A 19,613-nucleotide genomic window follows, 5' to 3' on the forward strand; every position below is an offset into this window, starting at 1 on the left:
GCGGCATCACACTATGCCGTTCACTAAAGCTAGGACGTTGCTATACATTTGCCAGGATAAACTGACAAATAACGCACTATATGAGAAGGAATAGTCCGAATCCGATCCCCGCAGCCCAGGCCAGCATGGGGATCGACCACAGGTGGAAGCGCCACCAGATGCGGCGATCGTTCGCCATCCGCAGGGCAATGAGGTTCGCGAGCGAGCCGGGAAGCAGCCCAAAGCCGCCGATGTTGACCGCCCAGGCCAGCAGCGCCGTTGGGGGAACGTAGTTAAGCAGCAGAATGGTGGACGGGACATTGCTGATAAACTGCGACAGCCCAATTGCCGTCAGCCACAGCGCCGGCTGAGACAGGCCGCTGACGCCGTGCAGAACGTGCTGTAGCACCGGCAGCTGGATCAGCAGATGCACATCGATAAACATCGCCATAAAGACAAGCAGCAGCGTCCAGTCGACGCTCACCAGCACGCGTCTTGCCAGCAGCAGGAACCCACCGGCCACCAGCAGCACGCCCGCCAGTTCGAACTTCATTTCCAGCGCCGTCAGGAAAACGATATACAGCCCCAGGCAACTCCAGACCAGACGCGGCTGCCACTGCGGGCCGGGGGTGCCGCTGTGGTACTGAAGTTTTTTGGTTGGGAAGGCGAACCAGGCGACGAGCAGCAGCGAGACCATCATCACCAGCGCCAGCGGGGCCATCTGCCAGGTAAAGGCGGCAAATGACAGGCCGGAGCGCCCCCACAGCAGAATATTTTGCGGGTTGCCGATGGGGGTCAGCAGTGAACCGGCATTGACGGCCAGCGCCTCGAAAATGATCAGCCGGGTGACCGGGATTTCGCACAGCTTACGCAGCGTAAGGGTCAGCGGCACAACGATAAACAGCGCCACGTCGTTGGTGAGAAAGGTCGACAGCACTGCTGCAGACAGCACCATAAACAGCGCCAGCCTGCGTTCGGTGGCAAAGCGGCGCACCATTTTGCGCCCCAGCACGTCAAAATAGCCGCTCAGCTCAACCCCTTTGGTGAGCATCATCAAACCGCTCAGGGTAATGATGGTGCGCCAGTCAATCGCCGCCGGCCAGGCCTGCGGCGCGAACGGCACAAAAAGACTCAGCCCGATTCCAGTAATAATTAACAGATGAAAGAAACGATCGCGTGCAAGAGCCTGCAGTCCGGGGATCTTCATTCAGCGGAGGGACCATATTTAAGGGTAAATTCGCGGAACTTCACCAGCGTCTCTTCGCTAACGTGATGCTCCATCCCTTCCGCGTCCCGACGGGCAATCTCCGGGCTTACGCCCAGCACCAGTAAAAAGTTCTCGACGATCTGATGCCGCTCGCGGCTCTCCTGCGCCAGCTTTTCCCCTTCCGGCGTCAGAAAGACCCCGCGCCACGGGATCATCTCGATCAGCCCCACCGTCGCCAGGCGTTTTAACATCTTGGCAACCGTAGGCTGGGACACGCCCAGTCGTGCGGCCATGTCAACCTGGCGCGCTTCCCCTACCTCACGGATAAGGTCGGAGATCAGCTCCACATAGTCATCAATCAGTTCGCGACGGTGCGCCTCACGCACCTGGCGGAACCCTTCTACGTGCTCCTCAACGTTCACCAGTTGCGTCATTTTTTTTGTTGTTGGCTTACCTGCGCGACGGTTCATTGTGCTTCCTCAATGGGTTGACGCTTCCAGCGCCCTGTAACGGAGCGCACATTGTAAACCATAGCTCTACAACCACAAAAAATTAACGATTTAGCCATAGCTATACAATATAGCCTGTGCTATATCTGTATGTAATGCAGTCACCCTTCACGGATCGAAGGGATCAGAAATCAGGAGGTCACATGAACGAATTCAAGAGGTGTATGAACGTGTTTACCCACTCTCCTTTCAAAGTGCGCTTAATGCTGTTGAACATGCTGTGCGATATGTTTAGCAACAAACCGCACCAGGACGACAAACCTTCCCACTAAGCGGCGTCGCGGTACGCCGCTTCATTTTTCCGTCATCTTTCCGCTGTACACTGGCCTTCAGCCCTCTATTTCCCGATCTTTTTCGCGGTTTTGTAGCCCTCTTCGCAAAACATCGCTGTAGCAACTGTTGACCTTATTTCGCGCGCGCACTATCTTCTTGCAGCCCTGCACCATTTGCGGCTCGCTGAAGCGGACCCTCATTCCCTCTCCACGCACTGTCAGGCAGGCTTTGACCCTTGGCGCCAGGGTGAGCACATGGCGTTTTCATGATAGTGACCTATGAACGTAACCCTGAAAGAAACGCTTGTTACCCGCAGTCGGGCCTTAAGCCCGTGGACGGGATTTTACTTTCTGCAATCTCTGCTGATTAACTTTGCGCTTGGCTATCCGTTTAGCCTGCTTTATGCCGTCGCGTTCACCTGCATACTCCATCTGCTGTGGCGCACCGCGCCGCGGGCGCAGAAAATCCTCGTCGGGATCTGCTCCCTGATTGCAGCACTCTATTTTCCGTTTGGTCAGGCCTATGGCGCGCCAAACTTCAATACCCTGCTGGCGCTGCACTCCACCAATATGGAAGAGTCCACCGAGATCCTGACGATCTTCCCGTGGTACAGCTACGTCGTCGGGCTCTTCATCTTTGCGCTTGGCGCGATCGCCGTGCGTCGTAAACCCGACGGCAAGAAGCCGTGGGGGAAAATTGAGCATCTGTGTCTGGCGGTGAGCGTGGCTGCCTTTTTTGTCGCGCCGGTGCAAAACCTGGCCTGGGGTGGCGTCTTTAAGCTTAAAGATACGGGTTATCCGGTCTTCCGCTTTGTGAAAGATGTGGTGGTGAATAACCAGGAAGTGCTCGACGAACAGACGCGCATGGCCGAACTGTCCAATATGAAAGACACCTGGAACGTGCTGGCCGTGAAGCCGAAGTACCACACCTACGTGATGGTGATCGGCGAAAGCGCCCGACGCGACGCGCTGGGGGCGTTTGGTGGCCACTGGGACAATACGCCGTTTGCCAGCTCGGTAAATGGCACGCTGTTTACCGACTACATTGCCGCCAGCGGTTCGACCCAAAAGTCACTCGGCCTGACGTTAAACCGCGTGGTCGATGGCAAACCTCAGTATCAGGATAACGTGATTACCCTGGCAAACCGCGCCGGTTTCCAGACCTGGTGGTTCTCGAATCAGGGCCAGATTGGGGAATACGATACGGCCATCGCCAGCATCGCGAAACGGGCTGACGAGGTTCAGTTCCTGAAAAGCGGCGACTTTGAAGCGGATAAAAACACCAAAGATGAAGCGCTGCTGAAGATGACGGCGCAGGTCTTTGCCACACAGCGCACTCATCCGCAGCTGATTGTCCTGCATCTCATGGGTTCTCACCCGCAGGCCTGCGATCGTACCCAGGGAAAATACGCGGAGTTTGTGCAGTCCAAAGAGACGTCCTGCTATTTGTACACCATGACGCAAACCGACGATCTGTTAAGCAAGCTGTACGCGCAGCTTCGTAACTCGGGCGACAGTTTCTCGCTGGTCTATTTCTCGGATCACGGGCTGGCGTTCAAAGAGCGCGGGAAAGAGGTGCAGTACCTGGCGCATGACGATAAGTTCCAGCAAAACTTCCAGGTGCCGTTTATGGTGCTGTCCAGCGACGACAAATCGCATCGCATCATTAAAGCGCGCCGTTCGGCGAATGATTTCCTGACCTTCTTCTCGCAGTGGACGGGGATTTCAGCGAAAGAGATAAAAAATGCGTATACGTTTATCTCGAACAAGAAAGCTCCCCCAGTGTACGTTACCAACTTTAAATTACAGAAAGTTGACTACAACCATCTGGGGACGGATATCTTTGATATTAAGAGTAAGTAAGAGCGCGCCCTCAACGCTTGAGGAGTCTCTACAAATTAATGCGCAGTAATTAATCTCTTCGCCCCATTGGGGCTGAGGAATCCCCAGAAATTACAGCCTGGCGCAGAACACTCCCTCTCCATTCAGGGAGAGGGCTGGGGTGAGGGGGAACATACGGCTGTGGTGGTTATTCCGTTCACTTTACGAGCCTTGCTACTCTGTAACCATAGAACTTGTGAACGTGTTAAGGAGGCTCACCGCCGCCTCCTTAACAATCCGGGCTCCCTCAACCTGCTCTGCGGCGTGAATGTGGCACCGCCGTTGAGTCCCCGCTGAAATCGGCGAACCGTAGACCGGAGGACAAGGGCTGGACGCCATGGATGGCGGCCAGAGGCGAAACGAGACAGGACGTCGAGTCGAGCCGACCGCAGGCAAACGGTCGGGAGGTGAGCGCAGTGCGGAGCACCGATTTCTCTGCGGGGCCGCGGGGATCGATAAGGGGGCCGCGGTGGCCCCCTTATCACGTTCACAGGTTCTGAACACAGTATATTCTGCACATATTGAGGTGAACGGAACCTTCCACTTTACTTTACCGATCAGCGTAGTAACGATAGCTGCTTTTAATGCAAAAAAAATCCGCCACATTGGGCGGATTTTTTACTGGCTCACCGAAGTGATTAGAAGCGGTAACCTACGCCTGCAATCCAGGTGCCAACGTCAACGTTGCGGATACGGCTCTGCTCATAGGAGAAGTCCAGAGCAACGTTTTCGATTGGGTTGAACTGCATACCAGCGCCATAGGAGAAGCCGTAGTCGCTGTTGCTTGCAGTGCGGTTCAGACCTTCGTTTTCGGTCTGCTGGAATTTACCGTAGCCAACACCTACAACACCGTAGATGCTTGCCCAGTCGTTCAGGCGGTAAGCAGGACCAGCGGTGATTCCGTAGTACTGACCTTTATTATAAGCGCCGTTTTCAGTACGATCTTTCTCGGTGTAGGTGAAAGAACCGATCACGCCCAGCGGGTTGTTGTCTTGCTCGTAACGATACTTCAGGTTAAAACCGTTAGTTTTGTTCATTACGCCCTGCATATCGCTCTGAGCGTAACCACCGGTAACGGTAGAAGTAGCAGCTACAGCAGTACCTGCGGAAACAGCCAGTACAGCGGCCAGTGCTGAAAGACATGCAATTTTTTTCATAACCACCTCAAATGTGCTTCAAGTAAGTCCGTAAGTTTTAAATATATCAAAAAATCTTCTGAAACTCTTTGTGATTCGTGATGTCTAACTAAGATTTTCCTGTAACAGAACATTTCCAACAGCAGCTATCTTATTAAAATAACATAAAATTTTCGCTACAAAACGCTAATATTGCGCGTCAGTTCCGCTACATTCATCCAGATTATTCCTAATCTGAGTGTCTATAAATCCATCAACTCATCAGCATTTTACGTGTTTTGCGCGGATTTTTTTCAACAGAACCTCAACCGATGCAGCATATTTCTATTACACTGCCACTTTTACCTCACTTGACATAAATTGACAGGAGAAAGGATGCCTGCTTTATCCCGTACGTCGTCGGTCTGGATGCCGGTTGCCGTCATACTCATCGCCATGATGTCCATCCAGAGTGGTGCATCGCTGGCGAAATCTCTTTTCCCCATCGTGGGGGCACCCGGCGTCACGGCGCTTCGAATCGCGTTAGGCACCCTGATCCTCGTGGTCATCTTCAAACCCTGGCGACTGCGGTTTAAAAAAGAGCAGCGTTTGCCTCTGCTTTATTATGGACTGTCTTTGGGCGCAATGAACTATATGTTCTACCTCTCAATACAAACCATCCCGCTTGGCATTGCCGTTGCACTGGAATTTACCGGCCCACTGGCCGTTGCCCTCTTCTCTTCACGCCGTCCGGTTGATTTTATCTGGGTGGTGCTGGCAGTGCTGGGATTATGGTTCCTGCTGCCGCTGGGTCAGAGTGTTTCGCAGATCGACCTGACCGGTGCCGCGCTGGCGCTAGGCGCGGGAGCCTGCTGGGCGATCTATATTCTTTCTGGTCAGCGCGCCGGGGAGGAGCACGGTCCGGCCACCGTGGCGCTGGGTTCGCTGATTGCGGCAATCATTTTTGTGCCGCTCGGCATGGCGCAAGCCACGGAATCAATATGGCAGTGGTCGGTCATGCCGATCGGTCTGGCCGTCGCCATTCTCTCGACCGCACTCCCCTACTCGCTGGAGATGATTGCCCTGACGCGCTTGCCTACGCGTATCTTCGGCACGCTGATGAGCATGGAGCCTGCCCTGGCGGCGATCTCCGGGATGATTTTCCTCGGGGAAACCCTGACCTTCACGCAGACGCTGGCGCTGTGCTCAATCATCGCGGCCTCAATGGGGTCCACGCTGACGATGCGCCGGGAGCCGAAGGTTGAAAAGCTCGATATAAACTGATTGCTTTATTCTGCATGGCTGCATAGCCATGCAGAATATCGGCCAGAAATCTCACCTGAATTATTCATTCACACTTTTGTGTTAATTCCAGATTATTCCCGCAACGCCTCACGTGTTATTTCAAAAATCTCACGCCCCGTGACAAATATTACAAATCCTTTAAAAAACAACAAAATAAAAAAACAAAACTCTTCTTACTATTAAACCAATAGGCAAGACCTGACCCCCGCAGTAAAAATCAGGTGCTATACTGTTTCTCGGTAATTACCTGGGACATTAACATCAAGAGGATATGAGATTATGAGTACCGCTAAACTGGTGAAAACGAAAGCGTCTAATCTGCTTTATACCCGTAACGATGTATCAGACAGCGATAAAAAAGCGACGATTGAGTTGCTGAATCGCCAGGTGATCCAGTTCATCGACCTGTCGTTGATCACTAAACAGGCCCACTGGAATATGCGCGGTGCAAACTTTATTGCCGTTCATGAAATGCTGGATGGATTCCGCACCGCACTGGTCACCCACCTCGATACCATGGCAGAACGTGCCGTGCAGCTCGGCGGTGTGGCGCTGGGTACCACGCAGGTCATTAACAGCAAGACCGCGCTGAAAAGCTACCCGCTGGATATCCACAGCGTACAGGATCACCTGAAAGAGCTGGCTGACCGTTACGCCGTCGTGGCTAACGATGTGCGTAAAGCCATTAGTGAAGCGAAAGACGAAGACACCGCGGATATCTTCACCGCCGCGTCTCGCGACCTGGATCAATTCCTGTGGTTTATCGAATCTAACATCGAATAATCCATACGAATTTCCAATCAAACCCTCGCCCCGGCGGGGGTTTTGCACGTTTATGGTGCGTCACTTTTGCTAAACCCCCTGCAAAAGTGAATAAAATGTAATAATCACCTCACACAACGGTTAATGGAAGATTGTTTTTTGGTCTGAAATTGCGCTAAATATCACCCCGTCAGTTAACCAAAACGAAGCGCACCAAAACGGTGCTCCATCTTGGTGCAAAACAAGCGCGTTGCCACGATTAGCGTGCAGTGCGTGTCTTCATCCCCTATGCAAAACAACAGCTTGTAAAGTTGGCATGATTTTTTCATTGTGCCAGATGTTCTCGCAGGGGATCGCCCCGTGGATATAAAAGGAAATGCTATGAAGTCTGTATTAAAAGTTTCACTGGCTGCACTTACCCTGGCTTTTGCGGTGTCTTCTCAGGCCGCCGACAAACTGGTTGTGGCAACTGACACGGCTTTCGTTCCGTTTGAATTCAAACAGGGTGATAAATACGTTGGTTTCGACGTGGATCTGTGGGCTGCTATTGCGAAAGAACTCAAACTGGATTACACCCTGAAGCCAATGGACTTCAGCGGCATCATCCCTGCGCTGCAGACCAAAAACGTTGACCTGGCGCTGGCGGGTATCACCATTACCGACGAACGTAAAAAAGCGATCGACTTCTCTGACGGCTACTACAAAAGCGGCCTGCTGGTGATGGTTAAAGCCGACAATAACGATGTGAAAAGCGTGAAAGATCTCGACGGCAAAGTAGTGGCAGTGAAAGGCGGTACTGGCTCCGTTGATTACGCAAAAGCGAATATCAAAACGAAAGACCTGCGTCAGTTCCCGAACATCGACAATGCCTACATGGAACTGGGCACCAACCGCGCGGATGCGGTTCTGCACGACACGCCAAACATCCTGTACTTCATCAAAACTGCGGGCAACGGCAAGTTCAAAGCGGTAGGCGATTCTCTGGAAGCACAGCAGTACGGTATTGCGTTCCCGAAAGGCAGCGACGACCTGCGCACTAAAGTGAACGGCGCGCTGAAAACCCTGAAAGAGAACGGCACCTATAACGAAATCTACAAAAAATGGTTCGGTACTGAGCCTAAATAATTTCACCTGAAATCATGTTTGTACGCCCGGTGGCGCTAACGCCTACCGGGCCTACGTTTTTCGTTTTTTGTTTTTCACCACGGTATACAGGAATACATCATGCAGTTTGACTGGAGCGCCATCTGGCCTGCCATTCCTCTCTTGCTTGAAGGCGCCAAAATGACCCTGTGGATTTCGGTCCTCGGTCTGGTTGGCGGGTTGATTATCGGCCTTGTTGCCGGTTTCGCCCGCACCTACGGCGGCTGGATTGCTAACCACATCGCGCTGGTTTTCATCGAAGTGATCCGCGGCACGCCGATTGTCGTGCAGGTTATGTTCATTTACTTCGCCCTGCCCATGGCTTTCAACGACCTGCGCATTGACCCGTTCAGCGCCGCCGTTGTCACCATTATGATCAACTCCGGTGCCTACATTGCGGAAATTACCCGCGGCGCGGTGCTGTCGATCCATAAGGGCTTCAGCGAAGCAGGTCTGGCGCTGGGGCTTTCCCGTCGCGAAACCATTCGTCACGTTATCCTGCCACTGGCGCTGCGCCGCATGCTGCCGCCGCTGGGTAACCAGTGGATCATCAGCATTAAAGATACGTCGCTGTTTATTGTTATCGGGGTAGCCGAACTGACCCGTCAGGGCCAGGAGATTATCGCGGGCAACTTCCGTGCGCTGGAAATCTGGAGTGCGGTAGCCGTCGTCTACCTGATCATCACCCTGGTTCTGAGCTTTGTTCTGCGTCGTCTTGAAAGAAGGATGAAAATCCTGTGATTGAATTTAAAAACGTTTCCAAGCACTTTGGCCCGACGAAGGTGCTGCACAATATTGACCTCAACATTCAACAGGGTGAAGTGGTGGTCATTATCGGGCCGTCCGGTTCCGGTAAATCAACCCTGCTGCGCTGCATCAACAAGCTGGAAGAAATCACCAGCGGCGATCTGGTTGTCGATGGCCTGAAGGTCAACGATCCGAAGGTTGACGAGCGACTGATCCGCCAGGAAGCCGGGATGGTGTTCCAGCAGTTCTACCTGTTCCCGCACCTCACGGCGCTGGAAAACGTGATGTTTGGCCCCCTGCGCGTGCGCGGTGCCAATAAAGCGGCAGCCGAAGCGCTGGCAAAAGATCTGCTCGCCAAAGTGGGCCTCGCCGAGCGGGCGCATCACTACCCGTCCGAGCTGTCCGGTGGTCAACAGCAGCGCGTGGCGATTGCCCGCGCGTTGGCGGTTAAACCCAAGATGATGCTGTTCGATGAGCCGACATCTGCGCTTGACCCCGAGCTGCGTCACGAAGTGCTGAAAGTCATGCAGGACCTGGCCGAAGAAGGGATGACGATGGTGATCGTGACCCACGAAATCGGCTTCGCGGAGAAAGTGGCGTCTCGCCTGATCTTCATCGATAAAGGCCGCATTGCCGAAGACGGCAACCCGCAGGAGCTGATTGCCAACCCGCCAAGCCAGCGCCTGCAGGAATTCCTGCAGCACGTCTCCTGAAGACGGCTGGCCGTTAAACATCAAGCCGGGCATGCCCGGCTTTTTTACGCCAGATTGTTCCCAAAAATCCCCCCCGGTTCCCCGCACTCTATACTTATCATTTTGCTGGACATTTTCGCCGGAGGACGCCGTGCCGTGGATCCTGTTGCTGTTGATTAGCCTTTTTAGTGCTCCCTCGCTTGCCGTTGCGATACCAGGTGTAACAACCGGAACCGCCGCTACACAGCAAAATACGCCCCCACCGGAACCGGACGCCGAACAGAAGAAAGCCGCCTACAGCGCGCTGGCCGACGTGCTTGAAAATGATGCGTCCCGGCAGGAATTAATAGGTCAACTGCGTAAAGTCGCGGCAACGCCACCGCAGGAAGATGTCCCGGCGATCGCCCCGCCCGAAGAGAAAGAACAAAAAACGGTGCTGGAGAATGTCACCGACGTCAGCCGCCACTACGGCGATGCCCTCGCCTCACGTTTTGCCCAGCTCTACCGCAACCTGATTGGTTCTCCCCACAAGCCGTTCAATCCCCAAACCTTCTCTGCCGCCGCCACGCAATTTCTCATCCTGGCAGGCACGGTATTCATTTTTTACTCGCTGGTGCGCCTGTGCGCCTGGCCGCTGTATCGCAAGATGGGCCAATGGGGACGTAAAAAGAACCGCGAGAAAAGCAGCTGGCTGCATTTGCCGGCGATGATCGCCCTGGCGTTTATCATCGACTTACTGCTGCTGGCGCTGACCCTGTCTATCGGCCAGGTGCTTGCCGATCGTCTCAATACGGGCAATAAAACCATCGCCTTTCAGCAGGCGCTTTTCCTCAACGCCTTCGCTCTGATCGAATTTTTCAAAGCGCTGCTGCGTTTACTCTTCTGCCCACACGTCCCGGAGTTGCGCCCCTTTTCGATTCAGGAACGCACCGCAAAATACTGGGCCTTACGCCTGAGCGTGCTCAGCGGCCTGATTGGCTACGGTCTGCTGGTCGCCGTGCCGATTATCTCCAACCAGGTGAACGTGCAGTTCGGCGCGCTGGCGAACGTGCTGATCATGATCTGCATCACCGTCTGGGCCTTGTACCTTATCTTTCACAATAAAAAAGCCATTACCGAGAGTCTGCTGCATCTGGCCGACCGCTCCCTCTCCTTCTTCAGCCTGTTTATTCGCGCCTTCGCGCTGGTCTGGCACTGGCTGGCAAGCGCGTACTTTATTGTGCTGTGCTTCTTCTCGCTGTTTGATCCGGGCAACAGCCTGAAATTTATGATGGGTGCGACGTTCAAAAGCCTGGCGATTATTGGCATCGCGGCGTTTGTCTCGGGCCTACTGTCGCGCTGGATCTCGAAAACCATCACCCTCTCCCCACACGTTCAGCGCAACTATCCGGAGCTGCAAAAACGGGTTAACGGCTGGATGTCGGTGTCCCTGAAGGTGGCGCGCATTCTGACGGTGTGCGTCGCCATTATGTTGCTCCTGAACGCCTGGGGGTTGTTCGATTTCTGGAACTGGCTGCACAACGGCGCGGGGGAAAAGACCGTCGATATTCTGATCCGCATTGCGCTGATTCTGTTCTTCTCTGCCGTGGGCTGGACGCTGCTGGCGAGCCTGATTGAAAACCGTCTGGTTTCGGATATTCACGGCAGGCCCTTGCCAAGCGCCCGCGCCCGCACGCTGCTGACCCTGTTCCGCAACGCGCTGGCGGTGATTATCAGTACCATCACCATCATGATCGTGCTCTCTGAAATCGGCGTGAATATCGCACCGCTGCTCGCAGGTGCCGGTGCCCTGGGGCTGGCTATTTCTTTCGGCTCCCAGACGCTGGTGAAGGACATCATCACCGGTATCTTCATCCAGTTTGAGAACGGGATGAACACCGGTGACCTGGTGACCATCGGGCCGCTCACCGGCACGGTGGAGCGGATGTCGATTCGCTCCGTGGGCGTACGTCAGGATACCGGCGCATACCACATCATTCCCTGGTCCTCGATCACCACCTTCGCCAACTTCGTGCGCGGGATTGGTTCGGTCGTGGCGAATTACGATGTGGATCGCCATGAAGATGCCGATAAAGCGAAGCAGGCGCTGCAGGATGCGGTAGCGGAGCTGATGGAGATGGAGAACATTCGCGGGCTGGTGATTGGCGAGCCGTCGTTTGCGGGCATTGTCGGGCTGTCGAACACCGCCTTTACGCTACGCGTGTCGTTCACCACCCAGCCGCTGAAGCAGTGGACGGTGCGCTTCGCGCTCGACAGCATGGTGAAGAAACATTTCGATCTGGCGGATGTACGGATGCCGGTGCAGACGTATCAGGTCGTCTCGCCGCCTTCGGCCACACCGCTGCCGCCGCAGGAGCCGACGCTGTAATCTGTTTGCCGGGTGGCGGCTTCGCCTTACCCGGCCTATGGGTCACATTATTTGCGGCGTTTGTTATTGTCCATAAACGACCAGGCGATGAATCGGCTCTGCTTCTGCCCCTGCGCCATCTCTTTTTTCACCACTTTTACCGCGCCCGCATCGGTCAGGGCACGGTACAGCGGCGGCAGGTTGTCGCCGCGTGAGACTAACGTCGTGAACCACTTCACCTGGCGGCCATAGGCTTTGCTCTCATCAATCATGCGCAGGATAAACGCCACTTCACCGCCTTCACACCACAGCTCCTGCTGCTGGCCGCCAAAGTTCAGCGCCGCATCTTGCGCCTGGCCCAGATTGCGACGCTTGCGCTCGCTGCCCGCACGGGCGGTTGCCGCGGAGTCATGGAACGGCGGGTTGCACATCGTGGCATCGTACTGTTCGTTCTTATGAATGATGCCGTTGAAAATCGACGACGCATCTTTCTGGCGACGCAGGCGAACCGCGCGGCTTAACCCCGGGTTGGCGTTGATGATGGCCTGCGCGCTTGAGAACGCCTCTGCGCCCGTTTCACTGCCGGTAAAACGCCAGCCGTATTCATGCGCGCCAATAAGCGGGTAGATCAGGTTCGCCCCGGTACCGATATCCAGAACGCTTGCCTGCGCGGGAACCACGCCGCCGCAATCGTCGGCCAGCAGATCGGCAAGGTGGTGAACGTAATCGGCACGGCCGGGTACGGGCGGGCAGAGAAAGCCTTCAGGAATGTCCCAGTGCGTCACGCCGTAGAAATGGGCCAGCAGCGCTTTGTTCAGCGCTTTTACCGCCTGCGGATCGGCAAAGATAACCGAGGGCTCACCGGCCGGGGTCTGGACGATAAAAGTCTTTAGCTCCGGGCAGCTCTGGCACAGGGCATTCATGTCATAACGGCTGCGGTGGCGATTACGGGGGTGCATTCCGGGCTTTTGGGAAGTCATGGCGTTCTCCTTTAAACAGCGGCGTAAGATACCCTTTGCTGACCCAACGGTAAATATTTCTGTGAGGCGAACAAAAAAGCGACAAAAATCAACGGCGTGTATGTCTATGATCTGTCAGCGTTTTGTCAATTAACATTGTTCAAAAAATAAGCAGATCATCATCAAATTTTTGCGCTAAATCACACTCTCAGGGCATCTAAACTTAACTGGAATCACCCGTTGTTTCTCCCGGAGGATGTGATTATGAAAAAATATTTGTCCCTGGCTGTCATCGCCGGAGCACTCGCGACCGCCTCATTTTCTGCCTGGTCTGTAGAGCCTCTCACCCCCAGCAACGACACCAGCCAGCTGCGCCCTGCCGGTACTGTCTCCGTCAGCCGCGCAAGCAATCTTGACGATCTTCAGAGCAAGCTGGCTGAAAAAGCCCGTGAAGAAGGTGCGAAAGGTTTTGTGGTGAACGCCGCCGGTGGCGATAACCATATGTACGGCACAGCCACTATCTATAAATAACGTTCCGCCCCCGACTGCATCTGGGCAACAGATGCAGTTTCACCCTACCGCGCCTTGTACGTTCACCTTTTAACCCCATATCGATCCTATACTTTATATAAACACCACTTATATAAACACGACACTGGAGGATGCCATGGCTTCCGGCTGGGCAAATGACGACGCAGTAAACGAACAGATCAACAGTACCATTGAAGATGCTGTTGCCCGCGCTCGCGGTGAAATTCCGCGCGGTGAGAGTTTGTATGAATGTGAAGAGTGCGGCGATCCCATTCCCGAGGCGCGGCGAAAAGCCATCCCCGGCGTGCGGTTATGCATCACCTGCCAGCAGGATAAAGATTCGCATAATACTTCACACGCAGGATATAATCGCAGAGGATCGAAAGACAGCCAGTTACGTTGACCTGGCTTTACGCAAATTCACGACGAAAGCGGTTTCCTTTACGCTCACGCTTTTCAGCGAACCGCGTAGCAAATCGTGCCCTTCACGCGGCTTCTGTAAAGCGCAGCGGCAAGAAACGTAAATCGCTTCGCTGAAGTTATTACTATTCAATATGTTATTTGTCATTCAATTTTTTTGAGCAACCACGTCAATTCTCTTCGATTTTATCCTCCGCAAAAAACCGTGATACTTATCACATCGACGGAACATCGTCCCCTTAACAGAATCATCTGCGAGAGAATAATCATGAAAACCATCAAATATGCTGTTGCCGCTGTTGCCCTTTCCGCTCTGTCCTTTGGCGCTTTCGCCGCAGAGCCTGTCTCCGCCACTCAGGCGCAGAACATGAATAAAATCGGTGTGGTCAGTGCAGAAGGCGCTACCACGCTGGACGGCCTGGAAGCAAAACTGGCTGAGAAAGCAGCGGCTGCCGGCGCAAGTGGATACACCATCACCTCCGCGAACAACAATAACAAGTTAAGCGGTACCGCGGTTATCTACAAATAAGCGAACGCATTATGCTCCACCCTCACCTTACCCTCTGGTGAGATGCTCCAACCCTCATTGACCCTGTTGTTGTTACCCTTTGTTTGCCCGTCCGCCACTGGACGGGCTTTTTTTTGCCTAAAACGCCTGCGCCACGCGCTCAAGCCCTGCGTCCAGCGTCGCCACCTCACCCGTCGCCAGCAGACAACACGCCATCTGCAGCATTATCGCGCGCGGTACAGGGACATTGCCTGCCAGACACTGTTCAATCCAGCGCGCGGTAGTATGCGGATCTTTCGCCGCAGGCAGGATAACGTCTGTGTTCTCCTCGCCGCGCTCAAGCAGCGCGCGCGTGCCCTGTGCGTCGATCAGCACCAGCTGTGGACAGCGCTGCGGGTTGGCATACACCTCCCCTTCCGTACCGTGCATCAGTAACGCCCTGCCGCCGATTGCGTCAAAGAAGGTGCCTACGCGGGCGACATACTCCGGATGCGACACGCTGGAGAGACGCAGCGCGGCATCTTCCGCAAACGGCGTCGCCAGCTTTGCCAGGGTGTGGGCGCTGTTACGCACCCCCATTCGCCAGCGCATATCCAGCTGCTTCTCCAGCGGCGGGCACAGCGCTTTCACCGGAATAAAAACGGGCTGATGGCTGTCGAGCTTTGCCTGCGCCTGGCCGGCGTGCAGGGTCGGCTCAATCCCCAGCTGTTCAAAAATGGTCTGGGTCAGAACGCGCGTAGGATCTTCACTCACCCCGTGCACCACCACCGGAAAACCGAGCTTGTGCAGCAGGATCGCCAGCAGCGGCGTCAGGTTCGCCTGCTTGCGCGCGCCGTTATAGCTGGGAATAACAATCGGCATTGGTTTTGCCACCGGTGGCGTCAGGCGGATTGTCTGCGCCTGCATGGCGTCGTAAAAGCCGCGCATTTCGGCTTCCCCTTCCCCCTTGATCCGCAGGGCAATCAGTATGCCGCCCATTTCCAGATCGGGTACTTCGCCGTTCAGCATATGGCTGTAGAGCGCACGGGCAGTTTCACGATCCAGGTCGCGAGCGTGGTTTTTCCCGCGCCCTACTTCTTTGATAATTTTGCGATAATCCACGACATTTCTCCTTCCTGCATAGTGCTCTCACTATAGCCCTGATGAAGTCCCGCCAGATAGCCTTTTATCCCCGAAAACAGCGCCCGCGTTTTTGAACATAAAAAATAATGCAAGAAAAAGTTCAATTATTTGTGAGCTGAATACAAGAATCTTCTCCGCCCGGATTTTGTTTAAATATCGACCGAAGTTAGTGAGGAACAACGGCGGAAACTTCCAGGCAAGGTCTCCGCCCTACATCAGGATTAATTATGAATAAGATTGCGTTAGGTCTCTTCGTCGCATCCGTTGTGGGCTGCTCGGCCTCCGCTTTTGCGGCAACGGACGGAGAAGGACAAATCAACTTTACGGGCGAAATCATTGATTCCGCGTGTCAGGTTGTAAATGGTTTAAGTAATCCGTTGAACGTGACCTTAGGCAAGGTCTCGAAAACGGTCTTTACCGGTGCAGGTTCCACCAGCACCGCCACGAAATTTGATATTGAGCTGAAAAACTGCCCGGAAACCGTTACCTCGGCGTCCATCAATTTTGGCGGTACGCCAGATGCGAATAACAACACGACGCTGGCGCTGACCCCGGATGCGGATGCGGCAAGCGGCGTGGCGATCCAGCTGCTCGACTCTTCTGAACAACCCGTGAGCTTATACACGCCGTCCAAAGAGTACCCTCTGGCTTCCGGAACCGCCGTTAACGATCTTGAATTTGGTGCACGTTATATTCAAACCCAGGCAGCGGTCACCGCAGGCCCGGCAAACTCCGTCTCCACATTCACCGTTATTTATAACTGATATCATCCTTCAAGGACTATTTTTCGCGTGATCAATAGTCCTTCCTTATTTTGAGAAACAGCTATGCGTCACGGTTATTTACTGAGCACACTTTTACTGGTAGCAGCGACCGCACATGCGGGCGTGATTATTAACGGCACGCGCCTTATTTACCAGGGAGGGAAAAAGGAATCCTCAATCGGTATTTCAAACCCGGATGCAACAGATTATCTGGTGCAGTCCTGGGCGGATTCTGGCGGTAAAAATCTGGCGAAAGCGCCGTTTCTGATTACGCCTCCCCTTTTTCGCCTGGATGCCAAAGAAGATAACGTATTGCGCGTTGTCCGCACCGGCGGAAATTTACCTGAAGATCGCGAGTCGCTTTTTTGGCTGAATATTAAAGCCATTCCCTCATCAAAACGCGTTGAGGGCGTGAATACGCTGCAAATCGCCATCAACACGCGCATTAAATTACTTTATCGCCCGGCATCGGTTAAAGGCAAACCGGAAGACGTGGCCGATAAGCTGGAATGGCACCGCGAGGGCAACGACCTGGTGGTTAATAACCCCACGCCATTTTATATGAATTTCCAGAGCGTCACGCTGAACGGCCACAAAATTGATAAAGCCGGCTGGGCCGTGCCAGAAACGCAAACGCGCATCGCACTGCCTGCTCATACCGGCGGCTCTAACGTCACCTGGTCAATTATTACTGACTACGGCAGCATCAGCAAAAGCTGGTCTACATCCGTTCATTAATCGACAGCCAAACAGTGGATTGAATGGTTATTTATACCTCTACCCCAGGAAGGCCGTTCAGGCTGCCTTCCGTTTACCGATTACTGACTCTGCTGACCCTGATATGCGGTCTGGCAGTGATTGGTTTTTCGCAAAAAACGCGGGCAGATGATTATTTTAACCCGGCGCTGCTTGACGTCGATAATCCACAGCAGGAAAAAACTGACCTGTCTATTTATGAAAAAGGTCCAGGTCAGGCGCCAGGAAAATATCAGGTCGCCATTTATATCAATAACAATAAAATTGATACCCGCGACGTCACTTTTACGCTGCAAAAAGCGGCGTTGGGCGAGACTTCGCTTCAGCCCTGTTTTAGCCTGGACGAATTAAAGAGCCTCGGCATTAAAACCAAATCGTTTCCTGGGCTGGCGGGCGCGGGGAAATGTGCCAACCTGCACGCCATTCCGGCGGCCTCGGCCACGTTTCGCGTCAGCAATCAGCAGCTGCTGCTGAGCATTCCGCAATCCGCGCTGGGCCAGGTGCCGCGCGGCTATATCGACCCGAAAGAATTTGATGAAGGGATCACCGCCGGCATACTCAACTACAGCGCCACCGCCAGCCAGACGCAGGCCCGCCAGCCCGGCATGCAGGACAGCAGCAGCCAGTACGTGAACCTTCGCCCCGGCCTGAACATCGGCGCGTGGCGCATCCGTAACTATTCCACCTGGAACCGAAGCACCACCGGCCACGAAGAGCAGCAGAAATTCTCGTCGGTTTACACCTATGCCCAACGCGATATCGTGGCGATGAAAAGCGATGTGACGCTGGGCCAGAGCAGCTCCCCGGCCGACGTCTTTGACAGCGTGCCCTACACCGGCGTGCAGCTTAACTCCGACAGCGACATGCTGCCAGACAGCGAAAGAGGCTACGCCCCTATCATTCGCGGTACCGCACACAGCAACGCGCAGGTGGTGGTCCGCCAGAACGGCTACGTCATTTATCAGAACACCGTGGCGCCTGGCGCGTTCGAAATTAACGATTTGTACCCCACCGGCAGCAGCGGTGATTTACAGGTCACCGTAAAAGAGACGGACGGCAGCGAGCGCCACTTTGTGGTGCCCTACGCCTCTGTCCCCGTTTTGCAGCGTGAAAAGCACCTGAAGTACAGCGCAACCGCGGGCCGCTATCGTTCCTACGATAAAGACGTCGAGAAAACGCCCTTTGCCCAGGGCAGCGCTATCTATGGTTTACCGTACGGCTTCACCGCCTACGGCGGCCTGCAGCAAAGCAGCCATTACCACTCCGCGGCGCTCGGCACCGGGAAAAACTTTGGCGATCTCGGGGCGTTCTCCATTGACGTCACGCGCGCCAAAGCGCTGCTCAAGAAACAGAAAGCCAGCAAAGGCCAATCCTGGCGCCTGCGTTACAGCAAAGACTTTGCCGGCACGGGTACCAACTTCTCGCTGGCAGGCTATCGCTACAACAGCAAAGGATTCTACACCCTGGAAGACACCATGGAGTCGTACACCCATGCCAGCGACTGGTCGGCCCCGCAACAGCGTCGCGCCCGTACCGAGGCCACCATCGATCAGACGCTGGGCGAAGGCTGGGGGTCGGTCACGCTGAGCCTGGTGAAAGAGACCTACTGGACCCAGAGCCAGGACATGACCTCCATGAGCGTCAGCTACAACAACAGCTGGAAGGGCATCACTTACAGCCTGAGCTACAGCCTGAACAAAAACACCAACGACAGCGATGAAAACGGCGAGTCGGTCAGCAACGATAATCTGTTCGCGCTGAGCGTTTCGGTTCCGCTCGACCGCTGGATGCACAACACCTGGGCTACCTACAACATGAACAACAGCAAGGACGGCACTGTACAGAACCTCGGGGTAAACGGCACGGCGCTGGAGGAGAACAACCTTAACTGGAACGTTCAGGAAGGTCTGGACTCCTCCGGTAACGGCAACTCAACCAGCATGAACGCCGACTATAAGGCCACCTACGGCGAACTGAGCGGCGGCCTGAGCCAGGATAAAAACCAGCGCACCGCCAACGTGGGCCTGCAGGGCGGGGTTATCGCCCATGCCAACGGCATCACCCTGAGCCAGCCGCTGGGCGAGACCATCGCCCTGGTGAAAGCGCCGGGCACGCACGGGACGCACATCGCCAACCAGACCGGCGTTGAGACCGACTTCCGCGGCTATACCGTGGTGCCGTTTGTGACCGCATACCGACACAACACCATCGAGCTGGATACCGAAACGCTGCCGGACGATGCCGACGTGACGCACGCGGCGCAAATCGTCACCCCCACCCGCGGCGCGGTGGTGCGCGCCACCTTCAACACCCGCGTGGGCAACCGGGTGCTGATGACGCTGACGCACGGCGGCAAGCCGCTGCCGTTCGGCGCAACGGTCACCACGGAAGATAAAGACAGCGAGTTTATCGTGGGGGTTGACGGCCAGACCTATCTCTCCGGGCTGCCGAGGCGCGGCAAGCTCGACGTGTCATGGGGGCAGGACGCCAGCGAGCACTGTGTCGCAAACTACCTACTTACGGACGAGAAAAATAAAACCAACATTATTAACGCTGCTGCGCAGTGTCACTAATCCATCGTGAAGGCTTAGCAT

The 19,613-nt window shown here is 54.8% G+C and carries 19 protein-coding genes; 14 read left to right on the forward strand and 5 right to left on the reverse strand.

Annotated features, from left to right (window positions below):
• Positions 1–76 precede the first annotated feature (76 nt).
• Together ACWKX3_RS08830 and mntR are read right to left on the reverse strand one after the other, a co-directional pair.
• Entirely contained in the window at positions 77–1,186 is a 1,110-nt protein-coding gene (locus ACWKX3_RS08830) for an anion transporter (protein ID WP_058610597.1), read from the reverse strand.
• Positions 1,183–1,656 carry a manganese-binding transcriptional regulator MntR gene (gene mntR / locus ACWKX3_RS08835; RefSeq protein ID WP_042321075.1) on the reverse strand — a complete coding sequence of 158 codons (474 nt, stop codon included), beginning with the start codon at positions 1,654–1,656 and terminating at the stop codon, positions 1,183–1,185. Before mntR ends, ACWKX3_RS08830 begins: the two co-directional genes overlap by 4 nt.
• A 182-nt stretch (positions 1,657–1,838) precedes the next feature.
• On the opposite strand from mntR, the gene mntS reads away from it, so the two are divergent.
• Together mntS and ACWKX3_RS08845 are read left to right on the forward strand one after the other, a co-directional pair.
• A complete protein-coding gene (mntS, locus tag ACWKX3_RS08840; RefSeq protein WP_042321071.1) occupies positions 1,839–1,967 on the forward strand; it encodes a manganase accumulation protein MntS in 129 nt (42 codons plus the stop codon).
• Between the two features lie 279 nt (positions 1,968–2,246).
• Positions 2,247–3,830 (forward strand): phosphoethanolamine transferase, encoded by a 1,584-nt coding sequence (locus ACWKX3_RS08845; RefSeq protein WP_454541610.1) that lies wholly within the window; start codon positions 2,247–2,249, stop codon positions 3,828–3,830.
• A 656-nt stretch (positions 3,831–4,486) separates the two neighbouring features.
• On the opposite strand, the gene ompX is transcribed toward ACWKX3_RS08845, so the two are convergent.
• Positions 4,487–5,005: an outer membrane protein OmpX gene (ompX, locus tag ACWKX3_RS08850; RefSeq protein ID WP_006177301.1), complete on the reverse strand. Its 519-nt coding sequence runs from the start codon at positions 5,003–5,005 to the stop codon at positions 4,487–4,489.
• Between the two features lie 354 nt (positions 5,006–5,359).
• Here ompX and rhtA point away from each other — a divergent pair, with 354 nt between their 5' ends.
• The 6 genes from rhtA (at position 5,360) to ybiO (ending at position 11,980) form a co-directional block, all read left to right on the forward strand.
• Entirely contained in the window at positions 5,360–6,247 is an 888-nt protein-coding gene (gene rhtA / locus ACWKX3_RS08855; protein WP_042321066.1) for a threonine/homoserine exporter RhtA, read from the forward strand.
• A 300-nt stretch (positions 6,248–6,547) separates the two neighbouring features.
• Positions 6,548–7,051 carry a DNA starvation/stationary phase protection protein Dps gene (gene dps, locus ACWKX3_RS08860; RefSeq protein ID WP_006177298.1) on the forward strand — a complete coding sequence of 168 codons (504 nt, stop codon included), beginning with the start codon at positions 6,548–6,550 and terminating at the stop codon, positions 7,049–7,051.
• 360 nt (positions 7,052–7,411) lie between these two features.
• On the forward strand, positions 7,412–8,155 hold the full coding sequence (gene glnH / locus ACWKX3_RS08865) for a glutamine ABC transporter substrate-binding protein GlnH (protein WP_006177296.1): 744 nt from the start codon (positions 7,412–7,414) through the stop codon (positions 8,153–8,155).
• Positions 8,156–8,254: 99 nt separating this feature from the next.
• Positions 8,255–8,914, forward strand: coding sequence for a glutamine ABC transporter permease GlnP (glnP, locus tag ACWKX3_RS08870; RefSeq protein ID WP_010428919.1), 660 nt, complete (start codon positions 8,255–8,257; stop codon positions 8,912–8,914).
• A complete protein-coding gene (gene glnQ / locus ACWKX3_RS08875; RefSeq protein WP_006177294.1) occupies positions 8,911–9,633 on the forward strand; it encodes a glutamine ABC transporter ATP-binding protein GlnQ in 723 nt (240 codons plus the stop codon). Before glnP ends, glnQ begins: the two co-directional genes overlap by 4 nt.
• Positions 9,634–9,763: 130 nt before the next feature.
• Positions 9,764–11,980 carry a mechanosensitive channel protein gene (gene ybiO / locus ACWKX3_RS08880; RefSeq protein WP_454541611.1) on the forward strand — a complete coding sequence of 739 codons (2,217 nt, stop codon included), beginning with the start codon at positions 9,764–9,766 and terminating at the stop codon, positions 11,978–11,980.
• A 47-nt stretch (positions 11,981–12,027) separates the two neighbouring features.
• On the opposite strand, the gene rlmF is transcribed toward ybiO, so the two are convergent.
• On the reverse strand, positions 12,028–12,939 hold the full coding sequence (gene rlmF, locus ACWKX3_RS08885; RefSeq protein WP_454541612.1) for a 23S rRNA (adenine(1618)-N(6))-methyltransferase RlmF: 912 nt from the start codon (positions 12,937–12,939) through the stop codon (positions 12,028–12,030).
• Between the two features lie 243 nt (positions 12,940–13,182).
• On the opposite strand from rlmF, the gene mcbA reads away from it, so the two are divergent.
• The 3 genes from mcbA (at position 13,183) to ybiJ (ending at position 14,398) form a co-directional block, all read left to right on the forward strand.
• Entirely contained in the window at positions 13,183–13,449 is a 267-nt protein-coding gene (gene mcbA / locus ACWKX3_RS08890; protein WP_042321058.1) for a DUF1471 family periplasmic protein McbA, read from the forward strand.
• A 136-nt stretch (positions 13,450–13,585) separates the two neighbouring features.
• Positions 13,586–13,852, forward strand: coding sequence for a DksA/TraR family C4-type zinc finger protein (locus ACWKX3_RS08895; RefSeq protein ID WP_006177289.1), 267 nt, complete (start codon positions 13,586–13,588; stop codon positions 13,850–13,852).
• A gap of 285 nt (positions 13,853–14,137) precedes the next feature.
• Positions 14,138–14,398, forward strand: a complete 261-nt coding sequence (gene ybiJ / locus ACWKX3_RS08900; RefSeq protein ID WP_006177287.1) for a DUF1471 family protein YbiJ — start codon at positions 14,138–14,140, stop codon at positions 14,396–14,398.
• Positions 14,399–14,515: 117 nt separating this feature from the next.
• On the opposite strand, the gene ybiB is transcribed toward ybiJ, so the two are convergent.
• The gene (gene ybiB, locus ACWKX3_RS08905) at positions 14,516–15,478 is read right to left on the reverse strand and encodes a DNA-binding protein YbiB (protein ID WP_202561884.1); all 963 of its coding nucleotides are present in this window, start codon (positions 15,476–15,478) and stop codon (positions 14,516–14,518) included.
• Positions 15,479–15,726: 248 nt separating this feature from the next.
• Here ybiB and ACWKX3_RS08910 point away from each other — a divergent pair, with 248 nt between their 5' ends.
• The 3 genes from ACWKX3_RS08910 (at position 15,727) to ACWKX3_RS08920 (ending at position 19,592) form a co-directional block, all read left to right on the forward strand.
• Positions 15,727–16,263 (forward strand): fimbrial protein, encoded by a 537-nt coding sequence (locus tag ACWKX3_RS08910; protein ID WP_006177284.1) that lies wholly within the window; start codon positions 15,727–15,729, stop codon positions 16,261–16,263.
• A gap of 63 nt (positions 16,264–16,326) precedes the next feature.
• Positions 16,327–17,001: a fimbrial biogenesis chaperone gene (locus ACWKX3_RS08915; protein WP_220711242.1), complete on the forward strand. Its 675-nt coding sequence runs from the start codon at positions 16,327–16,329 to the stop codon at positions 16,999–17,001.
• A 23-nt stretch (positions 17,002–17,024) separates the two neighbouring features.
• Complete coding sequence (locus ACWKX3_RS08920) at positions 17,025–19,592, forward strand: fimbria/pilus outer membrane usher protein (protein WP_454541613.1); 2,568 nt, start codon at positions 17,025–17,027, stop codon at positions 19,590–19,592.
• The last annotated feature ends 21 nt before the right edge of the window (positions 19,593–19,613 follow it).

The sequence above is a fragment of the Enterobacter sp. UPMP2052 genome, assembly GCF_053709675.1.